The sequence below is a fragment of the Geodermatophilus sp. SYSU D01119 genome (genome assembly GCF_054049975.1).
This window is the reverse complement of record NZ_JBJGYL010000003.1, coordinates 84,683-105,350: the sequence shown is the minus strand read 5'-3', so window position 1 is coordinate 105,350 and position 20,668 is coordinate 84,683. Positions and strand designations below refer to the sequence as shown.

At 76.5% G+C, this 20,668-nt stretch carries 21 protein-coding genes; 8 read left to right on the top strand and 13 right to left on the bottom strand.

The window, feature by feature from the left end; all coding sequences use genetic code 11:
• Positions 1-18: 18 nt before the first annotated feature.
• Complete coding sequence (locus tag ACI79X_RS03195; protein WP_457023963.1) at positions 19-1,587, bottom strand: ArnT family glycosyltransferase; 1,569 nt, start codon at positions 1,585-1,587, stop codon at positions 19-21.
• Positions 1,584-4,505: a glycosyltransferase gene (locus ACI79X_RS03190; protein ID WP_457023962.1), complete on the bottom strand. Its 2,922-nt coding sequence runs from the start codon at positions 4,503-4,505 to the stop codon at positions 1,584-1,586. The genes ACI79X_RS03195 and ACI79X_RS03190 overlap by 4 nt, the downstream gene beginning before the upstream one ends.
• Positions 4,506-4,760: 255 nt before the next feature.
• On the opposite strand from ACI79X_RS03190, the gene ACI79X_RS03185 reads away from it, so the two are divergent.
• Entirely contained in the window at positions 4,761-4,907 is a 147-nt protein-coding gene (locus tag ACI79X_RS03185; protein WP_457023961.1) for a hypothetical protein, read from the top strand.
• Positions 4,908-5,143: 236 nt separating this feature from the next.
• Here ACI79X_RS03185 and ACI79X_RS03180 read toward each other — a convergent pair whose 3' ends face one another.
• Positions 5,144-6,148 carry a site-specific integrase gene (locus tag ACI79X_RS03180; protein ID WP_457023960.1) on the bottom strand — a complete coding sequence of 335 codons (1,005 nt, stop codon included), beginning with the start codon at positions 6,146-6,148 and terminating at the stop codon, positions 5,144-5,146.
• 104 nt (positions 6,149-6,252) lie between these two features.
• Here ACI79X_RS03180 and ACI79X_RS03175 point away from each other — a divergent pair, with 104 nt between their 5' ends.
• Positions 6,253-7,506: a hypothetical protein gene (locus ACI79X_RS03175; protein ID WP_457023959.1), complete on the top strand. Its 1,254-nt coding sequence runs from the start codon at positions 6,253-6,255 to the stop codon at positions 7,504-7,506.
• Positions 7,507-7,515: 9 nt separating this feature from the next.
• Here the strand turns inward: ACI79X_RS03175 and ACI79X_RS03170 are convergent, their stop codons facing one another.
• Genes ACI79X_RS03170 through ACI79X_RS03145 form a run of 6 tightly spaced genes read right to left on the bottom strand, consistent with a single transcriptional unit; the run spans position 7,516 to position 11,699 of the window.
• Entirely contained in the window at positions 7,516-8,268 is a 753-nt protein-coding gene (locus ACI79X_RS03170) for an aldolase/citrate lyase family protein (protein ID WP_457023958.1), read from the bottom strand.
• A gap of 49 nt (positions 8,269-8,317) precedes the next feature.
• Positions 8,318-9,349, bottom strand: coding sequence for a zinc-dependent alcohol dehydrogenase (locus ACI79X_RS03165; protein WP_457023957.1), 1,032 nt, complete (start codon positions 9,347-9,349; stop codon positions 8,318-8,320).
• Positions 9,346-9,786, bottom strand: a complete 441-nt coding sequence (locus ACI79X_RS03160; RefSeq protein ID WP_457023956.1) for a universal stress protein — start codon at positions 9,784-9,786, stop codon at positions 9,346-9,348. The genes ACI79X_RS03165 and ACI79X_RS03160 overlap by 4 nt, the downstream gene beginning before the upstream one ends.
• A 53-nt stretch (positions 9,787-9,839) precedes the next feature.
• Positions 9,840-10,187 (bottom strand): DUF202 domain-containing protein, encoded by a 348-nt coding sequence (locus tag ACI79X_RS03155; RefSeq protein ID WP_457023955.1) that lies wholly within the window; start codon positions 10,185-10,187, stop codon positions 9,840-9,842.
• The gene (locus tag ACI79X_RS03150) at positions 10,184-10,555 is read right to left on the bottom strand and encodes a YidH family protein (RefSeq protein WP_457023954.1); all 372 of its coding nucleotides are present in this window, start codon (positions 10,553-10,555) and stop codon (positions 10,184-10,186) included. Before ACI79X_RS03150 ends, ACI79X_RS03155 begins: the two co-directional genes overlap by 4 nt.
• 4 nt (positions 10,556-10,559) lie before the next feature.
• Positions 10,560-11,699 (bottom strand): acyl-CoA dehydrogenase family protein, encoded by a 1,140-nt coding sequence (locus ACI79X_RS03145; RefSeq protein WP_457023953.1) that lies wholly within the window; start codon positions 11,697-11,699, stop codon positions 10,560-10,562.
• A 79-nt stretch (positions 11,700-11,778) separates the two neighbouring features.
• On the opposite strand from ACI79X_RS03145, the gene ACI79X_RS03140 reads away from it, so the two are divergent.
• Positions 11,779-12,384, top strand: coding sequence for a TetR/AcrR family transcriptional regulator (locus ACI79X_RS03140; RefSeq protein ID WP_457023952.1), 606 nt, complete (start codon positions 11,779-11,781; stop codon positions 12,382-12,384).
• A gap of 72 nt (positions 12,385-12,456) precedes the next feature.
• Positions 12,457-12,639, top strand: coding sequence for a hypothetical protein (locus tag ACI79X_RS03135; protein WP_457023951.1), 183 nt, complete (start codon positions 12,457-12,459; stop codon positions 12,637-12,639).
• A gap of 2 nt (positions 12,640-12,641) precedes the next feature.
• On the opposite strand, the gene ACI79X_RS03130 is transcribed toward ACI79X_RS03135, so the two are convergent.
• Entirely contained in the window at positions 12,642-13,586 is a 945-nt protein-coding gene (locus ACI79X_RS03130; RefSeq protein WP_457023950.1) for an AraC family transcriptional regulator, read from the bottom strand.
• A 145-nt stretch (positions 13,587-13,731) separates the two neighbouring features.
• Here ACI79X_RS03130 and ACI79X_RS03125 point away from each other — a divergent pair, with 145 nt between their 5' ends.
• From ACI79X_RS03125 to ACI79X_RS03115, 3 genes are read left to right on the top strand one after another with little or no spacing between them, the layout of a single operon-like run.
• On the top strand, positions 13,732-14,649 hold the full coding sequence (locus tag ACI79X_RS03125) for an NAD(P)-dependent oxidoreductase (RefSeq protein ID WP_457023949.1): 918 nt from the start codon (positions 13,732-13,734) through the stop codon (positions 14,647-14,649).
• A complete protein-coding gene (locus ACI79X_RS03120; RefSeq protein WP_457023948.1) occupies positions 14,646-15,182 on the top strand; it encodes a DUF3995 domain-containing protein in 537 nt (178 codons plus the stop codon). The genes ACI79X_RS03125 and ACI79X_RS03120 overlap by 4 nt, the downstream gene beginning before the upstream one ends.
• The gene (locus ACI79X_RS03115; RefSeq protein WP_457023947.1) at positions 15,179-16,594 is read left to right on the top strand and encodes an MFS transporter; all 1,416 of its coding nucleotides are present in this window, start codon (positions 15,179-15,181) and stop codon (positions 16,592-16,594) included. The genes ACI79X_RS03120 and ACI79X_RS03115 overlap by 4 nt, the downstream gene beginning before the upstream one ends.
• A gap of 2 nt (positions 16,595-16,596) precedes the next feature.
• On the opposite strand, the gene ACI79X_RS03110 is transcribed toward ACI79X_RS03115, so the two are convergent.
• Positions 16,597-17,571, bottom strand: coding sequence for a helix-turn-helix transcriptional regulator (locus ACI79X_RS03110; protein WP_457023946.1), 975 nt, complete (start codon positions 17,569-17,571; stop codon positions 16,597-16,599).
• A 63-nt stretch (positions 17,572-17,634) separates the two neighbouring features.
• On the opposite strand from ACI79X_RS03110, the gene ACI79X_RS03105 reads away from it, so the two are divergent.
• Entirely contained in the window at positions 17,635-18,774 is a 1,140-nt protein-coding gene (locus ACI79X_RS03105) for an epoxide hydrolase family protein (protein ID WP_457023945.1), read from the top strand.
• A 28-nt stretch (positions 18,775-18,802) separates the two neighbouring features.
• On the opposite strand, the gene ACI79X_RS03100 is transcribed toward ACI79X_RS03105, so the two are convergent.
• Entirely contained in the window at positions 18,803-19,567 is a 765-nt protein-coding gene (locus tag ACI79X_RS03100; protein ID WP_457023944.1) for an alpha/beta hydrolase, read from the bottom strand.
• A gap of 56 nt (positions 19,568-19,623) precedes the next feature.
• Entirely contained in the window at positions 19,624-20,649 is a 1,026-nt protein-coding gene (locus ACI79X_RS03095) for an aldo/keto reductase (RefSeq protein ID WP_457023943.1), read from the bottom strand.
• Between the last annotated feature and the right edge of the window lie 19 nt (positions 20,650-20,668).

The following is a 20,668-nucleotide window of genomic DNA, read 5'->3' as shown; positions in this document are numbered from 1 at the left end:
CGCCTCCCGGCGGAGCGGCTACTCCTGGGGGGTCGCCGTCGGGTCCGCTGATCCTCCACCTCCCAGGTCGGGCGTCGGCGTCACCTCGGGCATGAAGAGGACCCACACCCCGGCCGGCTCCCCGTAGAGGGTGCGCTCGACGACGGCGACCTGCTTGTACGGGGTGTCGGTCTCCAGCAGGTACTCGTAGAGCTCCCGACCGTTCTCGGTGTTCGACCGCACCGCCAGGTAGATCACGCCGAACGCCGTCTGCTGCACGGCCTGCTCGTAGGCCGCCATCCCGGTCTCGCCGCCGTAGGAGAACGAGTAGGTGTCGACCCACTGGAGCGGGTCGGTGTCCTCGCGCATGAGGTACCGCTCGGCGGAGGGCTGGTCCCCGAGGATCGTCTTGCCCGGCGAGGCCTGCTCCAGCGTCCGCAGCACGGGGACGAGCTCGTCGTTGGGCACCCACCCGTTGAGGAACCGGTCCGCGTGGTGCAGGCCGGTCAGCCCGAGGGCGACGAGGGACCCCGCGACCAGGGGCACCGTCAGGTACCGCAGGCGCCGGCTGAGCCGGTCCAGGAACAGGCCGGCCAACGGGCAGGCGAACACCATGCCGAAGGCCACGTGCTTGGCCAGCGACGTCGACTCCCCGCTCAGCACCTGCTGCGCGGGGGCGATCACCGAGCCGGCGAGCAGTGCCAGCGAGAGCGCCCAGGTCCGCCGGCTGACCAGCGCGCCCAGGACGGCGAGCGCGAGCCACGGCCCGACCCAGGTGACGATCTGCTCGAGCATGACGGCGGGCCCGGCGGGGTTGAGCGGGTCCCTGTCGACGGTGGTGTCGAGGATCCCCTGGCGCAGGCTCTGCCCCCACACGCTGAAGGCGAAGAAGGCGATGACGACCCAGGCCAGCACCATGAAGACCGCCCGCCGCAGCACCACGAGCCGGTGCCGGCTGTCGCTGACGCACACCGCCAGCAGCGCCACGACCGGGACGTAGGCCACGCCGCCGTACTTGGTGGCGGCCGCCAGCACCAGGACCAGCGCCACGGCCGGCGCCCAGAGGAAGGCGTCGTTGCGGACACTGTGGACCGTCAGCCAGGACGCGGCGGCGACCAGGAAGAGCGTCGCCGAGTCGAAGGTGGCCAGTCCGGACTGGAAGACCACCGAGCCGCACAGCACGAACGCGGCCGCGCCGAGGAGCCCGGCGCGGACGCCGTACAGCTGCCGGCCCAGTCCGTTGACGCAGATCGTGGCCGCCACGGCGAAGGCCAGGCTGACCGCCCGCGCGCCCTGCAGCCCGCCGACCGAGTCCCCCAGCGCGGCCAGCACCGGGTACAGACCCGGAGCCCCCGAGAAGTAGGCGCCCGGGTACTCCGACAGCGAGGAGCCGTGGAGCAGGTGCTCGATCATGCGGTGGCCCATGTAGACGTAGAGGCCCTCGTCCTCGAACGGGCTCTGGTTGCGACGCGGGAGCACGGCCAGGGCCACCTGCAGGGCGCACAGGGCGAGGAGGACCAGCCGGGGCAGGGCCCGCCCGGGGGTCCGGCCGGGGCCCGCGACAGGAGCGGGGCGCGCCAGGGGCCGGTCCAGCGTGCCGGCGGTCACGCGGCCACCTGCTCGCGGACGTGGTGGCGACGGCCGGTCTCGGCCACGTGACGGGCCGTCTGCATCGGCCGGGGCAGGTGCGCGTCGGCCAGGATGATCGGGTAGGTCACGTAGAGGTTGAACAGCGCGAAAGCGACCATGGGCCAGTAGTGGCCCAGGCCGTACTCCGGGATGCGCCAGGCCAGCGCCGCCCACATGAGGACCTGGGTGCTGACCAGGAAGACCCGCGCCGTCCGGATGATCCGCCGGGCCCGCGAGGAGGACCGGGCCGCCCCTGTCGCCACCCAGCCGTCGTCCTCGCGTCCGCGCAGCTGGTCGACGATCTGCACCAGGTGTGCGAAGGAGTAGGTCGTCTGGATCCGGGTGAGGTTGACCAGCGAGTCGCTGTTGCCGGTGATGAAGGGGATCAGCGCCTGCCGCGCCACCAGCGCCAGCAGGACGAAGATGTAGTTCTCGACGGCCACCTCGGAGGCGGCGAAGTAGATCATCAGCAGGGACGGGACGACCGTGGTCACCACGTCGACGGCGGTGGACACGTAGTAGAGGAAGCCGGCCCAGAAGCTGAGCCGCCGCGCGAAGGGCATCCGGATCGCGTGGAACTCGCGGGAGAGCATGAGGCTCATCGACCCGGCGCACCAGCGGTACTGCTGGGTGACGAAGCCCTCGAAGGAGTCCGGGCACACGCCCTTGGTGACCACCGTCGCGACGTAGCGCAGCGAGTACCCCACCCGCGCGAGGTTGATCCCGGTGTACATGTCCTCGCTGTGGTCGATGGCGGCGAACCCGCCGCCCGCGTCCAGCGCCGACCGGCGGTAGACCGCGCTGGTCCCGACGCAGATCGCGGCGTCGTTGACGTCCCGGGCGGGCTGGATGTAGCGGTAGAACAGCACCTGCGTGCTGCCCGCCGCGCGCTGGACCCAGTTCATGCCGACGCGGATGTCGAAGAACTGCGGTGACTGGACGATCCCCACGGTGGGGTCGTCGAAGTACGGGATGAGCTCGTCGAGGAAGTCGCTGCGCGGGACGAAGTCGGCGTCCAGGATGACGATGAAGTCGCCGTCCGAGCGCGCGTGCCCGTAGCGCAGGTTGCCGGCCTTCTTCAGGTGACCGCGGTCCGGGCGCGAGAGGTAGCGGAAGCCCCGCTCGCGGGCCATCTGCGCCACCTCGGGCCGGCCGGAGTCGTCCAGCACGTACACCGTGAGCACCCCGTCCCAGGCGACCTGCTGCACCCAGGCGAACGTGTTGTCCAGGACCTCCAGCGGCTCACCCGCCGACGGCAGGAAGACGTCCACGCTGGGGCGGTGCGCCGGCTGCCAGGCGCGGACGCGGGCGCGGTGACCGGCCAGGGTCACGCGCGAGCGCTGCACCGACGTGCACAGCGAGATCACGGTGGACAGGGTGCTCAGCAGCAGCGGCACGAGGAGCAGGGCGCTCCAGGGGTGGCCGCTCACGAAGTAGGCGACGCCGACGACGATCAGCATGTAGCCGACGAACGTCGCCGGGGCCAGCCAGCGGTGCTGGCTGCTCAGGTAGAGGTCCCGCTCGACGTCGTCGGGCGGCACGGGCAGGGCGGTGTCCGTGGGCAGCAGCTGCGACGGCGAGTCCTGCAGCGTCGGGGTGACCAGCGTCAGGCCGCGCCCGGTTCGGACGTCGGCCGGGTCGACCCGGGGCGCCGAGGAGCTCCGGCGGCTACCGGCAGCGGTGCGCGGGCGGTACACGACCCGGGAGACGAAGAGGAACCGCACGACGAAGGCGACCGACAGCGTCAGCGCCTGCGCCACCACGGCGTTGGTGCCGAGCTGCTCGACGAGGAGGACCAGCACGGGCAACCGGACGAGCGCCTCGACGTTGTTGAACAGCAGGTGCTGGCCCAGGCGGGACCGCCAGCCGTGTGCACCGTCGCGCAGGTCGCGGAAGACGAGACGCTCCTGCAGCAGGAAGTTGTGCAGGATGGACACCTCGGCCGCCACGATCGAGGCCGCGACGTAGTCGACGTCGAAGACGCCGTGCACGAGCAGCGCCATCACGGCGAGGTTGACGACCGTCCCCAGCGCGCCGACGGCGGCGAAGCGGGTCATCCGCCCCATGCGCAGGCCGATCATCTGGTGCAGGAAGTGCAGCCCGTTGCGCCAGGACGCCTTGCTCTCCCCGGCCAGGCGCTCGCCGAACTCGAACGGGATCTCCCGCACCCGCAGGTCGTGCCGAGCGAGGATCTCGAGCAGGATCTTGAAGCCGCGGGGCCGCATCCGGTCGAGGTCGATCGCGGACCGGCGCACGCAGAAGAACCCGGTCATCGGATCGGTGCACACCCGGCCCACCCGCCGGGGGAAGCACGCCTGGGTCAGCACGGTGCTCCCGCTCGACACCAGCCGCCGGTAGGCGTTGCTCAGGCCCGAGGCGCCGCCGTCGCCGGTGTAGCGCGAGGCCACCGCGAGGTCGACGCCCTCCGCGGCGGCGCGGAGGACCGGCGCCAGCTCCGGCGGGTGCTGCAGGTCGCCGTCCATGACGAGGACGTACTCGCTGGTGGAGGCGAGGATGCCGGCGCTGACCGCGCCGGCCAGGCCGCCGACCTTCTCGTCGCCGTCCCGGTGCAGCAGTCGGACCGGCAGCGCAGCGTCGGCGGCGACGCGCGCGATCTCCTCGGGCGTGTCGTCGGTGCTGTCGTCCACGAAGAGGATCTCCGCGCTGTGGCCCGCGAACGCGGCGGTGAGCCGCTCGACGAGCGCCGCCACGTTGGCGCTCTCGTTGAAGGTGGGGACCACCACGGTCAGGTCGAGGACGGCGGGGACCGTCGCCTCGACCGGCGGGGTCGGGACCGGGCCGGGGCCGTCGGGGTCGACGACGCGGTTGCCGCGCACGACGAACGCGCGCTCACCGCCGTCCGTGCCGTGGCCGTGCCAGTCGAAGCGTGGGTGCATGTGCGCCTCCGAGCGGGGAAGGGGACGACCGCCAGCTCCTGCTCGGACCCGGCGACGGAGGCGGGGAGCAGTGCGACGGATCGAGACGAGGCCTCAGGGAAGCTGCGACGGCGTTGTGGAGACTCCACCCCTGGCTGAGGGGCACACGATGGTGGCGGATCGGGGCCACGCGCAATCTCACCGCACGTGATTGCCTCGGAGCGCTGAGCAGCACCGATCTGTGCGTGAATGTTCGATGACCGAGCGTCATTCGCAGTGTTCAAGGTCGAAGCGCGTCGTCGCGCTCCGCGCACGACACAGCATGCCGGAGTGGTGGTGCCGAAAATGCACCCCGCGCAGAAATGGCCGCCGACCGGCAATGAGGAGACGCATCTCACCAAATGTTCGGAAAACGAAATATGAGGGCCTGGCGTAACCGATCTGACATGCGAATGCGCCTCCACATGCCATTCTCGTGAATTGTCGCTGAACGGGGACGAGTCCGTCACCAGCCGGGCCCGACGGCTCGACCGGGGCGAGGAACGCCGTCGTGGAGCTGTCGGTGCCCTCGGCGGTCCAGCCGCCGGGCTGCGGGCCCACCCGCCGGCCACGGCCCGGCGCCGACCGGCACGAGCAGCACCGCGCCGGCGGTGGTGCCGTCAGAGGCCGAGCGAGCCCGACGCCGGGTCGGCCCACCGGCTGGAGGCGTCGTAGGAGCGGACGACGAGCGACCGCCACCGGCCGGTCCGGCTGATCTCCTTCTCCGACACGCCCTGCGCGTAGGCCGTGGTGGCGAACCCGCGCCGCAGCGAGTGCGGGGACAGCCCCTCGGCGGAGACGCCGGCCCGCTCGGCAGCGCGCCGGAGCACGAGGTCGACGCTGCGCGTGGTCAGCGGCGCCTCCCCCAGCCGGGGCGTGCGCCCCTTGCCCACCGACCGGAACAGCGGCCCGGAGGGAACGCCGTGCTCGGCGAGGGCCGCCAGCCACGCCCGGACGGCGCGCACCGGGCACGTGGTCTCGCGGACCCCCTCGGCCAGCGCGAGGGTCTCCCCCGCGCCCTCCTGGTCGGTCTTGGAGTACCGGATCAGGACGTCGAGGCCGCCGTGCCCGGCCGGGACGACGTCCTCGACCCGCAGCCCGCACAGGTCCGACGCCCGCAGGCCGAGGGCGTAACCGACCAGCACCAGGGCGCGGTCCCGGGTGCCGGCGAGCGTGTCCGGCAGGTCCTCGACGAGCGCGCGGACGGTGGCGGTGTCGATCGCCCGGGCCCGCCGGGGCCGGTAGCCGCTGCGGACGGCGGTGCGGCGGATGCCGGTCAGCGTCCGGCGCACGCCCTCGGTGTCCCCCGGTGGCGTCAGGCCGGCGCGGCGGTGCAGGTCGTTGAGCGCGGAGAGCCGGCGGGCGACGTAGCGCGGGCTGCGCCCCTCGTCGGCCAGCTCGGCCAGCCAGGCCGCCACCGCCAGCGGGTCGGCCGGCAGGGCCACCGGCAGGGACCGGCCCCGGCACCACGCCTCCCAGGCGGCGACGTCGCGCGCGTAGGCGTCCCGCGTCGAGTCCGCGAGCGACGCGTCGACGTAGGCCCCCACCGCGGCCAGGTCGCCCGGCAGCAGCGCTCCCCCGGCCGTCCGAGGGGCGACCGGGTGAGCCGTCGGGTCCTCCGTCATCACTTCGCAGAGTAGGTGCTTCTCGGAAGTGACCGCACGACCAGTCGGGCGTTGCCCACCACCGACGGATGCACGGTCCGCCCATCCGTCTATCGTCCGGCGGCATGACGGCCCAGGACGACGTCCAGGACAGGGCGCGGTGCGCCTTCCCGGGCTGCCCGGCTCCCCCGCGGCCCCGGGTCCCCGGGCGCAGCGGCCCGTCACCGCGGTTCTGCGACCGGCCGGACCACAACCCCGAGTCCGCGCGCACCGCCCGGGCCCGCGCCGCCGCCCGGCAGAACGGCCGGCTCACCGCCACCGCCACCGCGCTGGCCGGGGACCTGCCGCCCGAGGGCCGGGTGCGGCACCTCGTGGGCCGCTGGGCCGAGGCGACCCGCGAGGCCGCCGAGGCCGCGGAGGCGCAGGCCGCCCTGCTCGCCGCCGCCGCCGAGGCCCTCGCGCAGTACCAGGACGAGGCCACCGTGGAGGCGCGGCTGGCCCAGGCGCGGGCCGACGTCGACGCCGCGCACGCCGCCCGGCTGCGCGCCGAGGAGCAGGCCCGCCGCGACGCGCAGTTCCGCGCGGAGGCCGAGGAGGGCCGCCGTTCCGCCGAGCGGGCCGCCGAGGCCGCCCGCACCGCCGCCGAGCGGGAGGTCACGGCCGCCCGCGAGGACGCCGCCCGCCGCGTCGCGTCCGCCGACGAGGCTCGCGAGCAGGCCGAGGCCGCCCGGGAGCAGGCCGAGGCCGTGCGGCTGTCGGCCGAGGAGGGGCGGGCGGGCGCGGAACGGCGGGCCGACGACGCGGAGGCGGCGGCGCGGGACGCCGAGCGGGAGACGGCGCGGGCGCGGCGGGCCGCGGAGGAGGCCCGTGCGGCGGCCGCGCGGGAGCACGACGAGCTGGTCGAGGCCCGCGCCCGGTGGAGCGTCACCGAGCGGACCCTCACCGGCACGGTGCGGGAGCGGACGCGGGAACGGGACGAGGCGGCCGCCGCCCGCGACGGGGCGCTCGCCGACGCGGCCGCCGCGCGCGAGCGGGCCCGCGACGCCGAGCGCGAGCGGGACGCCGCCCGGCGCGCGGAGCAGGAGGCCCGGGACTCCGCGGCGGAGGCGACGACGCGGGCGGCCGCCGCCGAGCGCGACCTCCGCGACGCGCTGGCCGAGGCCGCCGCGGCCGCCCGGCGCGCCGAGGACGCCGGCCGCAGGGCCGCCGACGCCGGGAACTCCGCCCGGCAGGCGGCCGAGCGGACCGCCGCGCTCGCCGCCGAGGTCGAGGCCCTCCGCGCGCGGCGGGAGGAGCCGCGCCCGCCGGCCGAGGACCCGGCGGAGGACCCGGCGGAGGACCCGGCGGAGGACCCGGCGGAGGACCCGCCCGCCGGCTGAGGGAGGGGCTCAGCCCTCCCCGGCGTCCGCTCCCCGCACCGATCCCCGGGCCGTGGCCAGGTGCCCGGCCGCCGCCGCCGCGAGCACCGCGACGTCGACGGCCACCGTGACGATCGTGGCGCCCTCCGCCGCGTACCCGGCCGCCTCCTCGCCGCTGTAGGCGTGCACGCCCACCGGCACCCCGGCGGCCACGGCCCGCGCCACGATCGACGACAGCACCCCGCGCAGCTCCGCCCGGTGCTCCTCCCCCGCGAGGCCCAGGGAGAGCCCGAGGTCGCCCGGGCCCACGTAGATGCCGTCCAGGCCGTCGACGGCGAGCAGCGCGTCGAGGTCGTCGAGCGCGCTCGCGGCCTCCACCATCACGACGACCAGCGGCTCGTCGGCCCCGCCGGACAGCCGCCCGATCGACCGGCCGCCGGCCGGGGCGTACCGGCAGGCGGCGACCACCTCGGCGGCGTGCGCGGCGTCGCGGACGTTCGGCACGATCACGCCGCGCGCGCCGAGGTCGAGCGGGCGGCCGACGTCGGCGAAGTGCGGGCTGCGAGTGCGCACGAGCGGCACGGCGCCCGCCGCCGTCACCGCCGCCGCGACGCCGGGGAGGTCGGCCTCGGTGCCGGCGCCGTGCTGCAGGTCGACGACGACGTGGTCGGCGCCGGTGCGGGCCAGCACCTCGCCCGTCACCGCACCGGGCAGCAGGCTCCACAGCCCGTGGGTGGCCCGTCCCTCCGCCCACCGCCGCCGCAGGTCCGCCTCGCTCGCCATCCCGGTCCTCCCGCTCCGCTCCGCCACCCGGACCGATCCTGCCCGCCGCTCAGGGCAGCCGCGGGTCCACGTGCACCTTCGGCCCCGGCCCGGCACCCGCGGGCCGCTCCCCCGCCAGCACCGCGCCCACCTGCGACAGCCCGACGGTCGCGGACACCAGCGGGCGCGGGTCCACCTCGCCGGCGGCATAGGCCGCCACGGTCGCGGCGAGCCCGGGCGAGGCCGACAGCACCCCGACGGCGGTGACGTCCTTGAGTGCCAGGTCGCGGGTGTCGACCCGGCTCGGCGTGCCGGCCAGGCCGATGTAGACCACGCGGCCGGCCGGCTCCACCCGCTCCAGGGCGAGGGCGGGCAGCGCGGCGGCGGTGGAGGCGTCCACGACGGCGTCGAACGGCAGGTCCGGCAGCGTGCCCGCCGTCCAGGCGTGCGCGAAGCCGAGCGAGCGGGCGAAGGCCAGCGACGCGGGGTCCACGCCGAGCAGGTGCACCTCGGCACCGGCGGCGCGCAGGAACATCGCGGTGAGCAGGCCGATCGTGCCCGGCCCGAGGACCAGCGCCCGGTCGCCCGGGCCGGCGGCGGCCGCCCGGGCCGCGCGCAGCGCGTTGCCGCCGGGCTCCACGAGGGCCCCGAGGGCGGGGTCGACGGCGTCGGGCAGCGGGTGCAGCGAGGACGCCGGGACGGCGAGCCGCTCGGCCAGGGCGCCGGGCCGCCCGCCGCGGATGCCCACCTCCTGCCGCTGCTCGCAGACGTGCTGCCGCCCGCGCCGGCAGCGGCGGCAGGTGCCGTCGCCGAGCATGGTGTCGCCGGTGACCCGCCGGCCGAGCCAGGCCGGGTCCACGCCCGCGCCGAGGGCCGACACCCGCCCGCACCACTCGTGGCCCAGCCGCATCGGGTAGGCGGCGTGCCCCTGGTGCAGGTAGGCCATCTCGCCGGTGGCGAACTCGACGTCGGTGCCGCAGACGCCCACGCGCTCGACGTCGACCACCACCTCGCCGGGCACCGCCACCGGCACCGGCACCTCCTGCACCACGCTCTCCCCGGGCCCGGTGAGCACGTGCGCGCGCATGGTCGGGCCGGTCACGGCACCACGGTGACCGGCCAGCCGCAGCTGCGGACCAGGCGGGCGGCCAGCGAGCCGGCCAGCCGGTGCGCCGGCCGGGTGGAGGCGCCGACGACGACGACGTCGGCGTGCTGCTCGTCGGCGACGGCGGACAGCTCGCGCATCGGGTCGCCCACCCGCAGCACGAAGGTCACCTCGACGTCGCCCTGCTCGGCCAGCCGCCGGGCCTCGGCGCGCAGGTCGTCCTCCAGCGTCTGGCGTCCCTCCAGCGCGGCCTGCACGGCGACGGGGGCGAGGGCGTCCAGGCCCGGGCCCACGGGACGCAACGAGCGGACGTGGACGACCACGAGCCGGCCGGACTGGCGGCGGGCGAGCCCGGTGGCGTAGTCGAGGGCGCGCAGCGAGGTCGGCGACTCGTCGACGCCGACCACCACGGCCCCGGGCCCGTCCCCGCGCATCGCCACCTCCCCTCGCTCCGGGGAGCAGCCTCCCACCGCGACCTGGGACGCGGTCAGCCCGGCCCGAGCACGAAGGCCAGGGCGAGCAGCCCGGTGAGCACCCCGCCCGCGGCGAGCGCGGCGACCGGCAGGCCACCCCCGGGCACCCCGGACAGGTCGCCGCGCGCGTGCAGCGAGGCGCGCACGGCGCGGTAGCGGCGCCGCGCCCCGGCGCCGGCGGCCACCGCCTGCAGCAGGCCCGCACCGGCCAGTGCGAGGGCGAGCGCCCCGAGCACCGGGGCGGCCAGCCGCCCGGCGCCGACCGAGGCCACCGCCATGGCCAGCGCCGTCCGCCGCCAGGCCAGCGCGGTGCGCTCGGCCTGCAGGCCGCCGTCGGGCGCCGGCCCCGGGACGCCGCTCACCGCAGCAGCAGGCCCAGCACGAGCAGGACGCCGGCCGCCGCCGTCCCCGCCGCGAGCACGGGGGTGAACACGGGGCCGGGCAGCGGCCGGCCCCGCCGCATCGCCCGCTCGGTCGCGGTCCACCCCCACCACGCCTGCACCGGCGCGAGGACGCCGAGGCCGACCAGCAGCAGCGCGCAGGCCAGCCGCAGCCCCTCGGCGATCGGCACGTCGAGCGCCTCGAGCGCGACGCCGGCCGCCGACAGCGCCAGCGACGTCCGGATCCAGGCCAGCGCGGTGCGCTCGTTGGCCAGGCTGAACCGCGCGTCCGGCTCCTCCCCCGCGCCGTAGACCGAGCGCGGGAAGCGCCGGGGCGCGGGGGCGGTCACCGCCTCAGCGTGCCAGCGAGCGGCTGATCACCAGGCGCTGGATCTGGTTGGTGCCCTCGAAGATCTGCATGATCTTGGCCTCGCGCATGTACCGCTCGACGGGGAAGTCGCGGGTGTAGCCGTAGCCGCCGAGCACCTGCACGGCGTCGGTGGTCACCTTCATCGCCGCGTCGGTGGCCACGAGCTTGGCCACGCTGGCCTGCCGGCCGTACGGGCGGCCGAGGTCGCGGCGGCGGGCGGCGTCGAGGTAGGTGGCGCGGGCGGAGTCGACGGCGGCGGCCATGTCGGCGAGCAGGAAGCCCAGCCCCTGGTGGTCGGCGATCCTGCGCCCGAACGTCGTCCGCTCCTGGGCGTAGGCGACGGCGGTGTCGAGGGCCGCCTGGGCCAGGCCGGTGGCGACGGCGGCGATGCCGAGCCGGCCGGAGTCCAGCGCGGAGAAGGCGATCGACAGGCCCTGGCCCTCCGCGCCGAGCAACCGGTCGGACTCCAGCAGGGCGCCGTCCCAGTGCGCGGAGGTGGTGGGGACGGCGGCGAGGCCCATCTTCTCCTCGGGCCGGCCGAAGCTCAGGCCCTCGACCTGCCCGGGGGCGAGGAAGCAGGAGATGCCGCGCGAGCCCTCGCCGGTGCGGGCGAACAGCGCGTAGAAGTCGGCCTTGCCGCCGTGGGTGATCCACGCCTTGGTGCCGGTGACCCGGTAGCCCTGCTCGGTCCGCTCCGCCCTGCACGCGAGCGCGGCGGCGTCGGACCCGGCCTGGGGCTCGGACAGCGAGTAGCCGCCGATCTGCTCGCCGGCGAGCATCGCCGGCAGCCACCGGTCGCGCTGGGCGTCGGTGCCGAAGGTGGCCAGCGGGTGGCAGGACAGCCCGTGCACGGAGACGGCGACGGCGACGGCGGCCCAGCGGGCGCCGAGCTCCTCGAGGACCTGCAGGTAGACCTCGTAGGGCTGGCCGCCCCCGCCCATCTCCTCGGGATAGGGCAGGCCGAGCAGGCCCAGCCCGCCGAGCGTGGCGAACAGCCCCTCGGGATAGGTCTCGGCGCGCTCGTGCTCGGTGACCCGGGTCGCGAGCTCCTTGTCGGCGACGTCCCGGACGAGCTCGATCAGGTCCTGCGCCTCGTCGGTGGGCAGCAGACGGTCGACGGCCACGGCGATCCCCTCATCGGTACTGGCGGCGGTCCCACGGTACCGCTGCGGGGGTCGATCGGGGGTGCGGGAGGATCAGGGCATGTCGGTGGAGGAGCGGGTGCCGGTGCGCCGCGGCGCGGCCCGGCACGAGGAGCTCCTCGGCCAGCTCGTGCAGGTGCTGCTCGCCGAGGGCTTCGCCTCGCTCACCCTCGACGACCTCGCCGCCCGGCTGCACTGCTCCAAGCGCACCCTCTACGCGCTGGCCGGCAGCAAGGAGCAGCTGGTCCGGGTCGCGGTCGTGCACTTCTTCCGCGCCGCGACCGCCCGGGTGGAGGCGGCGCTGGCGCCCCCGCGCCCGCCGGCCGACCGGCTGGTCGCCTACCTGCGGGCGGTGGCCGAGGAGCTGGCGCCGGCGTCGGCCCGCTTCTACGACGACGTCGCCGCCTTCCCGCCGGCCCGGGAGATCTACGAGCGCAACACCCGCGCGGCCGCCGCGCGGGTGCAGGGGATCATCCGCGACGGCGTGGCCGAGGGCGCGTTCCGCGAGGTCGACGCCGCCTTCGCCGCCGACGTCGTCACCGCCGTCATGGTGCGCATCCAGCAGCGGCAGGTGGCCGCCAGCACCGGCCTCGACGACGCCGCCGCCTACGAACAGCTCACCGGACTCCTGCTGCGCGGGCTGGCGAAGGAGCCGGGCGCCGGCTGAGTGGCAGCCGCGTTGCGGTCCGCGGCGGGCGGAGGGCTGTTCCGGTCCGGCGCGGGGGCCCACCGTGGCGGCATGGACCTCGTGAGAGTCCGCCGGTCCCTGGTCGCGTACTGGCGGACGCAGGTGCACCTGTGGGAGGTGTTCCTCGCCGCGGACCCGTGGGCACCCCGCCGCCCCGACGAGCAGCCCCTGCACTGGGCGGGCGGGGCACTGCGGGGGTCGGTGCTGCCCGACGGGCCCACCCGGGCGGGCTGAGGTCAGGCTCCGGCGGAGGCCCGGTGCCGGCTGGGCCGGGTGCCGTACACGCGCTTGAAGGCGACGCTGAGCCCGAAGGCGCTCTCGTAGCCGACGCGCCTGGCCACCGCCTGGACGGTGTCGTCGGTGGAGGCCAGCAGGTCGGCGGCGAGGCACAGCCGCCACCCGGTGAGGTAGGTCATCGGCGGCTCACCGACCAGCTCACCGAAGCGGCGGGCGAGCGTCGCGCGGGACACCCCGACCTCCGCGGCCAGCCCCGCCACCGTCCAGGGCCGGGCGGGCGCGGCGTGCAGCAGGCGCAGCGCCCGCCCCACGACGGGGTCGCCGAGCGCCCGGTACCAGGCCGGCGGCTCCACGTCGGGGCGGGCGAACCACTCCCGCAGGGTCGACAGCAGCAGCAGGTCCAGCAGCCGGTCGAGGACGGCCTGCTGGCCGGGCTCCTCGCGCTCGATCTCCGTCTCGGTGAGGTCGAGCAACGGCCGCAGCTGTCCGGTCGGCGCGACGGCCAGCACCCGGGGCAGCGCCTGCACGAGGCGGGCGGAGACCTGCCCGCGCACCTGGTAGGTGCCGCTGAGCACCACGGTCGGGCCGTCGAGGTCCGCCCCGCAGGTGCGCACGCCCAGCCGCAGGTCCTCGCCGGCCTCGGCGCCGTCGGCCGTCGTGCAGCGGTCGCCGGGCAGCAGCACGTACAGCGGCGGTGCGGACCCGTCCCGGTCGTGGGCGACGGTGAACGGCCGGCGCCCGACCACGACCGCCAGCCCGCCCTCGTCGAGCGGCACCGGGTCGGCGTCCCCGGGGACGAGCCACCCCGATCCGCGCAGCATCGCCACGAGGGTCAGCGGCGCCTCCTCGGCGAAGTGCACCGACCAGGGCGGGCTGACCACGTTGCGCCCGAACAGCGCGCCGCTCGACCGCACCTCCTCCAGCAGGCCCGTCAGCGCGTCCACGGCCCGAGCCTAGCCCCGTTGGACGCTCGGACATCCGGATGAGCGTCGAGGCCATGTCGGCGCTCAGCGTGCGCCGGTTGACTGCCGTGCGTGCCCGGTGGCCGCGGCCACCGGGGAGCACCCGCCCGACCGAGGAGGCCCACCGATGCCCGCATCCGCGACAGCCCACCCCCGACCCGACGAGCGGTCCCCTCGCGCGGCCGACCCGGTCGCCGTCGTCGGGCTGGGCCCCATGGGCGCCGCGCTGGCGCGCGCCCTGCTGCGCGCCGGCGCGCCCACCGTCGTGTGGAACCGCACGGCGTCCCGGGCGTGGCCGCTCGCCGACGACGGGGCGCGGGTCGCCGGCACGCTGCACGAGGCGGTGACCGCCGCGGGACTGGTCGTGGTCTGCCTGCGCGACGCCGCGGCCTACCGGGAGGCCTTCGGCGCCCTCGACCCCGGCACGCTGCAGGGGCGGGCCGTGGTGCACCTGTCGACGGCGACGCCCGCGGAGGCGCGCCGCACCGCGGCGTGGGCCACGGAGCGCGGGACCGCCCACCTCCACGGCGCGATCACGTCGACGACGCCGATGATCGGCACGCCGGGGTCGCTGGTCCTCTACAGCGGGCCCCGGGCGGTCTTCGACCGCCACCGCGCCCGGCTGGAGGCCTTCGGCGCTGCCGAGCACCTCGGCGAGGACCCCGGCCTGGCGTCCCTGCTCGACACGGCGGTGCTCGGCGTCTTCTTCGCCGGGATGACCTCGTTCCTGCACGCCGCCGCGATGACGACGGCGAACGGGGTGTCGGCGGTCGAGTTCCTGCCGCACGCGCAGCGGATCGTCTCGCTGCTGCCCGCCACCTTCGCCGGCCTGGCGAGTGACGTCGACGCCGGGGCGTACCCGGGCGAGGAGGACCAGTTGGCGATGGACGCGGCCGGGCTCGACCACGTCGTCCGCGCGAGCGAGGACAGCGGCGTGGACCCCGCGCTGCCGGCCGTCCTGCGCGACCTCGCCCGCCGGGCCGTCGACGCCGGCCACGGCACCGACGGGTTCTCCCGGGTGGTCGAGTTCCTCCGCCGGCCGTGACCGCCCGGACCCGGCGGGCGGCGATCCCCGCGTACGGCGCCGCCGCCCTGGCCCTCGGCTCCGCCGGGACGAGCGCCTACTGGACGGTGGGCGGCACCGCGCTGCTGTCCACGGTCGGCGGCGCGGTGGAGGAGCTGGCCCGGCGGGGCGGACCGGCGGCCCTGGCCCTCGGCGCCGCGACGACCGCCGCGAAGCTGGCCGCCGCCGCCCTGGCGCTGGCCCTGGTCCGCCCACCCGCCCGGCAGCTGCCCCGGCGGCTGGTCACCGGCGCCGCCCTCGCGGCCGGGGCACTTCTGACCGCCTACGGAGCGCTGCAGGCCGGCGCCGGCGCGGCGGCCCTGCTCGGCCTCGCCGGGGCGCCGCCGGCCGATCCCGTCGCGCTGCGCTGGCACGTCCTGCTGTGGGACCCCTGGTTCCTGCTCTGGGGCCTCCTCCTCGGCCGGGCCGCGCTGCTCGCCGCCCGTTCCCCGGGCCGCACCGGGTCCCCTCCCGCACGGCGGCCCGCCCGCCCTCCCGACAGGAGGACCGCATGACCGTTCCCGCCCGGGACGTGATGACCGCCCGCGACCGGGGGGTGCTCGCCGTCGTCTGCGGCGCCATCTTCCTGGAGGGGGTCGACGTCGCGATGCTCAACGTCGCCCTCCCGGCCATCCGCGCCGACCTGGGGCTGTCGACCGCGGAGCTGGGCGCCGTGGTGAGTGCCTACGTGCTCGGCTACGGCGGCTTCCTGCTGCTGGGCGGCCGCACCGCCGACCTGCTGGGGCACCGCCGCGTGTTCCTGACCTGGCTCGCGGTCTTCCTGGCCTTCTCCGGGCTGGGCGGGCTGGCCGGGGAGGGCTGGGTGCTCCTCCTGGCCCGCTTCGCGACCGGCGTCGCCGCGGCCTTCATGACGCCGGCCGGCCTCGCGCTCGTGACCGGGCGCTTCCCCGAGGGGCCGGTGCGGACACGAGCCCTCGGCTTCTACGCCGGCACGGGGGCCGCCGGGTTCACCCTCGGCCTGGTCATCGGCGGCGTCCTCACCTCGGTGGGGTGGCGCTGGGTCTTCTTCGCACCGGTCCTGCTCTCCGGGGCGATCCTGCTGGCCGCCGTCCCGCTGCTGCGGGAGGACGGCACGGCCGGGTCCCGGCGGGGTCCCGGCCCCGCGCGCGGGCCGGTCGACCTGGCCGGCGCACTGCTGGTCACGGCCGCCGTGCTGCTGCTCGCCCGGGGCGTGGTCGGGCTGGAGCGGGCCGGCGACGGGGAGGCCGGGCCGCTGGTGCCGATCGGCGCGGGCCTGTTCCTGCTGGCCGTCTTCGTCGCCGTGGAGCGGCGCGCCCGCGTCCCGCTGGTCCGGCTGGGGATCCTGCGCACGCCGGGTCTGGTGCGCACCGACCTCGGGGCGCTGCTGTTCCTCGGCGCCTTCGCCGGGTTCCAGTTCCTGGTCACCCTGTACCTGCAGGAGGTGCGCGGCTGGAGCCCGCTCGCGACCGGCCTGGCGATGCTCGTCGTGGGCATCGACGCGGTCCTGTCCCCCACGCTGACCCCGCGGCTGGTGGGCCGGTACGGGCTGTCCCCCGTCCTGCTCGGCGGGTTCGTGCTGGCCGCGGCGGCGTACGCGCTCTTCCTGCCCCTCGGGGCGGACTGGACCTACCTGACGATGCTGCCCGCCTTCCTCCTGCTCGGCCTGGCGTTCTCGCTGGCGTACGGGCCGCTGACGATGGCGGCCACCGAGGGCGTCGCGCCCGCCGAGCACGGGCTGGCCAGCGGCCTGCTCTACACCGCCGTCCAGTTCGGGACCGCGCTCGGGCTGTCCGCGGTGAGCGCCGCGTACGCGGTGGCCGCCACCGGCGCGTCGCAGCTCGACGCGCTGCGGTCGGCCCTCGCCGTCCCCCTGGTCGCCGCCGTCCTCGGCGCGGTCCTGGTGGCCGGGGGTCTCCGCCGACGGCGCGCCGGCGGGGACCGGTGAGCTCATCCCGGCCGCGGGCGGGAGGGCCGGCCGACAGCGCGGGCGTAGCGGTCGGCGAGGCCTGCGACGTGGTCGACGAGCGCCGGCGGCGAGGTGACCGTGAAGTCCAGCCCCAGCATCCCCACGTAGACGGCGACGGTCTCCAGGCTGTCGGCGCCGGTGACGAGCACGCACGTCTCCTCGTCGACCGACTCGACGACGCCGACGGCGGCGTTGATGCGGGCCAGGACCTCCCCCGCCGGGGCGTGGACGGTGATCCGCGCGTGCACGTCCCAGCCGGTCGAGGCGACCTCGCGCAGGACGAAGTCGGTGTAGCCGCCCTCGGGCGGGGGCTGCGGGTCGAAGCGGCGGCCGGTCGGCGGGCGCAGCTGCATCCGGTCGACCCGGTGGGCCGCCCACCGCCCGGTGTCGGGTGCCCGGCCCACGAGGTACCAGCGGCGCTGCCAGCTCACCAGCCGGTGGGGCTCGACCAGCACCGGCTCGCCGCGGTCGGTGAAGCGGAGCCAGTGCCGGTCGCGGATCGCGAGCGCCACGGCGCTGAGGACCTCGGGGTCCAGCACCGGGTCCTCGACGTTCGAGGTGGTGTTCTCCGGTCCCGCCGCGACCGCCGCGGAGACCGCGGTGACCTTCCGGCGGAGGCGGCCGGGCAGCACCTGCTCCAGCTTGGCCAGCGCGCGGGCGCCGCTCTCCTCGATCCCGGCGAGCCCGGTGGCGGCGCGCAGGCCGACGGCCACGGCGACCGCCTCCTCGTCGTCGAGGAGCAGCGGCGGCATCGTGGCGCCGGCACCGAGGCGGTAGTGCCCTCCCGACCCCCGGACCGCCTCGATCGGGTACCCGAGCGTCCGCAGCCGCTCGACGTCGTTGCGGATCGTCCGGGTGCTCACCGCCAGGCGTCCGGCCAGCTCCGGCCCCGGCCACGTGGGCCGCGCCTGCAGCAGCGACAGCAGCGCCAGCAGGCGCGCGGCGGTCTCCGGCACCGCCTGCCCACCCCCTCGCGCATCAGGAACGTCCCCTTCCTGTTCCCTTCCTAGCGTGCGGGCATGACGACGACCAGCACCCCCGAGATCCGCCCGTTCCGCGTCGACGTCGCGCAGGCCGACGTCGACGACCTGCAGGCGCGGCTGGCGCGTACCCGCCTGCCGCAGCCCGCCCCGGGCGACGACTGGACCTACGGCGTGCCCAACTCCTGGCTCGCCCCGGCGATCGAGGCCTGGCAGGCCCTCGACTGGCGGGCGCAGGAGGCGCGGATGAACGCCTTCCCCCACTTCCTCACCGAGGTCGACGGACAGCCGCTGCACTTCCTGCACGTGCCGTCGGCCGAGCCGGACGCCACCCCGCTGGTCCTGCTGCACTCCTACCCGGGCTCGTTCGTCGACTTCCTCGACCTGATCGGCCCGCTCACCGACCCGGTCGCCCACGGCGGGCGCGCCGAGGACGCCTTCTCGGTGGTGGTGCCCTCGCTGCCCGGCTTCGGCTTCAGCACACCGGTGGTCGACCGCGGCTGGACCAGCGCCCGCGTCGCCCGCGCCGTCGACGTCCTGGTGCGCCGGCTCGGCTACGACCGCTACCTCGCCCACGGCAGCGACCTGGGCGCGATCGTCACCCGCGAGCTCGGGCTCCTCGACCCGCCGGGGTTCCTCGGCGGCCACGTGCTCCAGCTGTTCTCGTTCCCCTCGGGCGACCCGGCGGAGTTCGAGCGGCTGCAGCCCGAGGACCACGCCGCGCTCGAGCACCTGCAGTGGTTCCAGTCGGTCGGCGGCTACAACGCGCTCAACGCCTCCCGACCGCAGACGGTCGCCGCGGCCCTGTCGGACTCCCCCGCCGGGCAGCTGGCGTGGAACGAGCTGTTCCTGTCCTTCGGCAACGGCACCAGCCTGCTCACCCGGGAGCAGGTGCTGACCGAGGTCAGCCTCGAGTGGTTCACCAACACCTCCGCCTCGGCCGGCCGGTACCACTTCGAGGACGCCCGGGCCGAGGCCGCGCCGGCGGTCAACCACGCGTCCATGGGCGTGGCCGTCTTCGCCGACGACTTCCGCACCATCCGGGTGTTCGCCGAGCGCGACAACGACCGCATCGTGCACTGGAGCCGGTTCGACCGCGGCGGCCACTACGCCGCCCTCGAGGTCCCCGACCTCCTCGCCGGCGACCTGCGCGCCTTCTCCGCCGTCCTCCGGGGCTGAGGTCCGGGGCCGAGGTCCGCGGCAGCGGTCAGCCGGAGGCGAGGTCCGCCAGCTCGACGACCGCGGCCACCAGCGCCTCGCCGTCGAGCAGCACCCGGTCGTTGTGGTCGGCGCCGGGCACCTCGACCCGGCGGTGCAGGGAGGCGGCGGCGTCGGCCACCGCCCGGCTCTGCGCCGGCGGCACGATCGTGTCGGCCGAGCCCCACACCACCGTCGTCGGCACCCGGACGCGGGCCACCTGCTCGGCCACCGGGTAGCGGTCGCGCAGCAGCTGCCGCACCGGGAGGAACGGGTAGTGCTCGGCGCCGACGGCGGCGAGGTCGGTGAACGGCGAGCGCAGCACCAGCCCGGCCGGCGGGTGCTCCACCGCCAGCGCGGTGACCACCCCGCAACCGAGGCTCTCTCCGACGTAGAGGAGCCGGTCCGCGGGCACGCCGGCCTCCTCGAGCAGCCAGGCCCGGGCAGCCCGGACGTCACGCGCGAGCCCCTCCTCGCTCGGGCTGCCCGGGTTGCCGCCGTAGCCGCGGTAGTCGAACAGCAGCACCCCCAGGCCGGCCGACGACAGCGCCCGCGCCAGGGGCGCCCGCAGGCCGCGGTGACCGCCGTTGCCGCTCGCGACGAGGACGGTGGCCGCGCCGGCGGGGCCGGGGACGAACCAGGCGCCCAGGGTCAGCCCGTCGGCGGTGGCCAGCTCGACGTCGCGGGCGCCGGGGACGGCGCCGGCCGCCGCGGGAACCGGGCCGTCGTCGGGCAGGTACACCAGCCGCCGCTGGAGGGCCCAGAGCAGTCCCACGACCAGAGCACACACGACGGCGACGGCCAGCGCCGCCCGGAGCGCCCGGCGCACGCTCAGCCGGCGAGGTCCCGGCGGCGCTGCTCCGTGCCGACCTCGCCGTAGGGGTAGTCGGGATCGGCGGGGTCGCTGACGGCGTCCAGCCGCGCCGTCTCCTCCGCCGACAGCGCGAGGCCCGCGGCGCCGAGGTTGCCGCGCAGCTGGTCGGTCGTGCGTGCGCCCAGGACCACCGAGCTCACGGCCGGGCGGGCCAGCAGCCAGGCCAGCGCCACCTGCGGCATGGTCGCGCCGCGTGCCTCGGCCACGTCCTGCACCGCCTCGAGCACGTCCCAGGTGCGCGCCCGCGCGGCCACCCGGTCGTAGGCCTCCATGCCGCGGCCGGGGTCCTCGCCGAGCCGGGTGGCGCCCTCCGGCCGCTGGTCGCGGGTGTACTTGCCCGACAGCCAGCCGCCGGCCAGCGGGCCCCACGGCAGCAGGCCCAGCCCGTTGTACCGGCAGGCCGGCACGATCTCGGCCTCGATGCCGCGCACCAGCAGGCTGTAGGAGGGCTGCAGGGTGACCGGGACGGCGAGGTGGTCGCGCTCGGCGACGTCGACGGCGCGCTGGACCTGCCAGCCGGTGAAGTTCGACAGCCCCGGGTAGCCGACCTTGCCGGCGGAGACCGCGTCGTCGAGGAAGCGCAGGGTCTCCTCCAGCGGCGTGAGCGGGTCCCAGGCGTGCAGCTGGTAGAGGTCGACGTGGTCGACGCCGAGCCGGCGCAGCGAGTCGTCGAGCGCCCGCCGCAGGTGGCGCCGGGAGTTCCCCAGCGCGTTGGCGTCCTCGCCCATGGGGAAGCGGCCCTTGGTGGCGAGCACGACGCGGTCGCGCACGCCGGGGCGGGCGGCCAGCCAGCGCCCGACGATCTCCTCCGAGGCGCCGGCCGAGTAGACGTCGGCGGTGTCGACGAGCGTGCCGCCGGCCTCGGTGAACACGTCGAGCTGCTCGTGTGCGCCGGCCTCGTCGGTCTCGGCGCCGAAGGTCATCGTGCCCAGGGCGAGGACCGAGACGGCACAGCCGCTGCGGCCCAGCGTGCGCAGTTCCACCCGCCCAGGAAGCCACACG

What these genes read in the sequence shown, in the direction of transcription:
- ACI79X_RS03170 (WP_457023958.1), bottom strand. Translation starts at nt 8,268, where the DNA reads ATGGCGAGCGAGGCGGACCTGCGGCGGCGGTGGGCGGAGGGACGGGCC.
- ACI79X_RS03190 (WP_457023962.1), bottom strand. Translation starts at nt 4,505, where the DNA reads ATGCACCCACGCTTCGACTGGCACGGCCACGGCACGGACGGCGGTGAG.
- ACI79X_RS03180 (WP_457023960.1), bottom strand. Translation starts at nt 6,148, where the DNA reads ATGACGGAGGACCCGACGGCTCACCCGGTCGCCCCTCGGACGGCCGGG.
- ACI79X_RS03135 (WP_457023951.1), top strand. Translation starts at nt 12,457, where the DNA reads ATGGACCTCGTGAGAGTCCGCCGGTCCCTGGTCGCGTACTGGCGGACG.
- ACI79X_RS03140 (WP_457023952.1), top strand. Translation starts at nt 11,779, where the DNA reads ATGTCGGTGGAGGAGCGGGTGCCGGTGCGCCGCGGCGCGGCCCGGCAC.
- ACI79X_RS03105 (WP_457023945.1), top strand. Translation starts at nt 17,635, where the DNA reads ATGACGACGACCAGCACCCCCGAGATCCGCCCGTTCCGCGTCGACGTC.
- ACI79X_RS03160 (WP_457023956.1), bottom strand. Translation starts at nt 9,786, where the DNA reads ATGCGCGGGGACGGGCCCGGGGCCGTGGTGGTCGGCGTCGACGAGTCG.
- ACI79X_RS03115 (WP_457023947.1), top strand. Translation starts at nt 15,179, where the DNA reads ATGACCGTTCCCGCCCGGGACGTGATGACCGCCCGCGACCGGGGGGTG.
- ACI79X_RS03125 (WP_457023949.1), top strand. Translation starts at nt 13,732, where the DNA reads ATGCCCGCATCCGCGACAGCCCACCCCCGACCCGACGAGCGGTCCCCT.
- ACI79X_RS03175 (WP_457023959.1), top strand. Translation starts at nt 6,253, where the DNA reads ATGACGGCCCAGGACGACGTCCAGGACAGGGCGCGGTGCGCCTTCCCG.